Annotated in this window: 4 protein-coding genes and 1 pseudogene; 3 read left to right on the top strand and 2 right to left on the bottom strand. The window is 25.0% G+C overall.

What is annotated here, in order from left to right; all coding sequences use genetic code 11:
- Nucleotides 1-23 precede the first annotated feature (23 nt).
- Nucleotides 24-335 carry a DUF1540 domain-containing protein gene (locus tag JWF52_RS18735; protein ID WP_208334986.1) on the bottom strand — a complete coding sequence of 104 codons (312 nt, stop codon included), beginning with the start codon at nt 333-335 and terminating at the stop codon, nt 24-26.
- A 76-nt stretch (nt 336-411) separates the two neighbouring features.
- Nucleotides 412-840: a hypothetical protein gene (locus JWF52_RS18730; protein WP_208334985.1), complete on the bottom strand. Its 429-nt coding sequence runs from the start codon at nt 838-840 to the stop codon at nt 412-414.
- A gap of 150 nt (nt 841-990) precedes the next feature.
- Here JWF52_RS18730 and JWF52_RS18725 point away from each other — a divergent pair, with 150 nt between their 5' ends.
- The 3 genes and pseudogenes from JWF52_RS18725 to JWF52_RS19830 all read left to right on the top strand — a co-directional run bounded on the left by JWF52_RS18725 (nt 991) and on the right by JWF52_RS19830 (nt 2,171).
- The gene (locus JWF52_RS18725; RefSeq protein WP_208334984.1) at nt 991-1,209 is read left to right on the top strand and encodes a hypothetical protein; all 219 of its coding nucleotides are present in this window, start codon (nt 991-993) and stop codon (nt 1,207-1,209) included.
- A gap of 23 nt (nt 1,210-1,232) precedes the next feature.
- Nucleotides 1,233-1,508, top strand: a pseudogene (locus JWF52_RS19910) (pentapeptide repeat-containing protein); the annotation flags it as partial.
- A gap of 18 nt (nt 1,509-1,526) precedes the next feature.
- Nucleotides 1,527-2,171 (top strand): potassium channel family protein, encoded by a 645-nt coding sequence (locus JWF52_RS19830; protein ID WP_208334983.1) that lies wholly within the window; start codon nt 1,527-1,529, stop codon nt 2,169-2,171.
- Nucleotides 2,172-2,214: the final 43 nt, after the last annotated feature.

Below are 2,214 nucleotides of genomic sequence, written 5' to 3'. Positions count from 1 at the left end.
TTCAGTACTATTTTTTATTTTTATTATCTAGATATGAAAGTTTCACAACTTGCATTACTGTCATTATTTATATGAACTTGATCAGCCTTACATAGCTCACTTTCATTATATTTACAATTAGTAGCTTTACATTTTATATTGTTTGTACCTACACAATCACATTCATTAGCAGAACTTGTAAATCCAGCACTAGCTTTATCTACATAAGATGAACAATTAGTATGTCCAGTAGTAGTAGCTTGACGTCCATCTACATTTATACCTCCTGCAAAACATCCTCCAGCATTGTTATGGGCACAGCTAGTAGCCGAACAGTTTAAATTACTATTTATCATTTTAAAATACCTCCTACAAATTTATTTCTACCTTAGTATGTGGAGATAAATTATTTTTTATAACAAGTATTATTAATTATTTAGCAATACAATCAGAACAGACAACGAAAACATCATCTAAATTTTCGCGTCCAAATTTTTTATTAACATGGTGGACTTCTAAATTATCACTTGAGCCACAAAGAACACATTTATTATTGTAATAAGACAAAGCTTTTTCTTTAAATAATTTAAAGTGGATAGAGTTTAAATAATTATCGTAATTTATTTTTATACAAGCTTCTAGATAATTAATATATAGGTTGTCTAAATCCTCGGTAGTTAAAGTACTATTCTCTGGAGAAAAAAATTCGCAATGTTTATTTGACTCTGGCAAAGCATCAAGCATTATACATTTTATACTATATTGATAATTTTCATCTGGACCATCTAAAGAAAGATGAGTGCAAAAAGAGCAACATTCTTTAGGTAAGCTTTCTTCTAATTCGTTAATATTAATATTCATAAACAACCTCCCCTAAATATTTCAATTAATTTTATCAACGTATTATATTTATATTAAAAAATATAGACAAGTATTCTATAAATAAAGGATTTGTATAAAAAACAAAGTATTATTAAATAAAGATGTTAAAAAATATTATAGGGTGATTAGATGCAAGTTTATAATTTTGATAAAATTAGAAAAGATGTTAATAATGATTTAATAAAAAGAGAAGCTGAAAATAAAAAAAGGTATTATTTTCAGCTTAATTTATATGAAGAGAATAATTTATCTTTTAGAGATGATATTTACAATATAGAAAATAAAAAAGAGATTATAATAAAAACATTCGAAAATAAATTGATAGGCAATAATGAAAAAAAAATTTAAAAAAAACTAAAGTATTAACTGATATTGAGTTTAAATACAATATTTTTAGAAGCTGTCAATTTAATAATATTAAATTTAACAATTGTTCTTTTTTAGGAACGACATTTTTAAACTGCAATTTTAAAAATATATCTTTTGAAAATTGCTTTTTCTATAATTCAAATGGAGATATAAGTATATTTAATAATAAAAGTAAATTTAAAAACTGCTACTTTAAAAGTTGCTATATGGAAAATAGCGTATTTCAAAATGTTAATTTATATAATGTGAGCTTTATACATACAAATTTAAAAAACTCAATATTTAGTGACATATACATGGATAAAGTCTATATAACGGATTCTGATTGTAGGTCGTTAAAAATTTTAAATCCAGATATAAATGAATTTAAGTTTGATGATAACTTTTTAACTAAGTTTGATGAATATACATTTATAGATAAAATAAAAGTCGATAGAAATTATAAAAAGACATATGAAGTAGCTTCTAAGGTATATATGGAATTTGCTTCAAAGTTTGAAGGAAACCGATTAATGAATAATCATGGAGAGTATTATTATATGTCAAAATGTATGGAAAAAAGGTCTTTAAGCGGTATAAATAAAATTAAATCATCTATATTTTGGATGTTATGTGGATATGGTGAAAGGCCAACCTATGCACTTATAACCTCTTTAGAGATAGTATTGGTATTTGCTATTATTTATATGATTACAGGGATTAGTGTGGGAGGATATATTATAGATTATAAATTGGCATTAGAATATGGACTTGCTATGCCTGATTTAATATCAGATTTTATGCAGTCTCTTTATTTTAGTATAGTTACATTTACAACTGTAGGATATGGAGATATAACACCGATTGGAAGTAGTATTTTATTATCGGGAATAGAAATGCTTTTAGGAGTTACTATGGTAGGGGTATGGACGGCTACTTTAGCTAGAAAAATAACTAGATAAAAATTACCGCCAATACGTTGCTAAAAAACCTGATTAAATATTT

Origin of the sequence: Clostridium sp. CCUG 7971, from assembly GCF_017590215.1 — a bacterium.
Classification (GTDB): Bacteria; Bacillota; Clostridia; order Peptostreptococcales; family Peptostreptococcaceae; genus Faecalimicrobium.
Note: the sequence above shows the minus strand (reverse complement) of the source record. Positions and strands in the feature narration are given on the sequence as shown.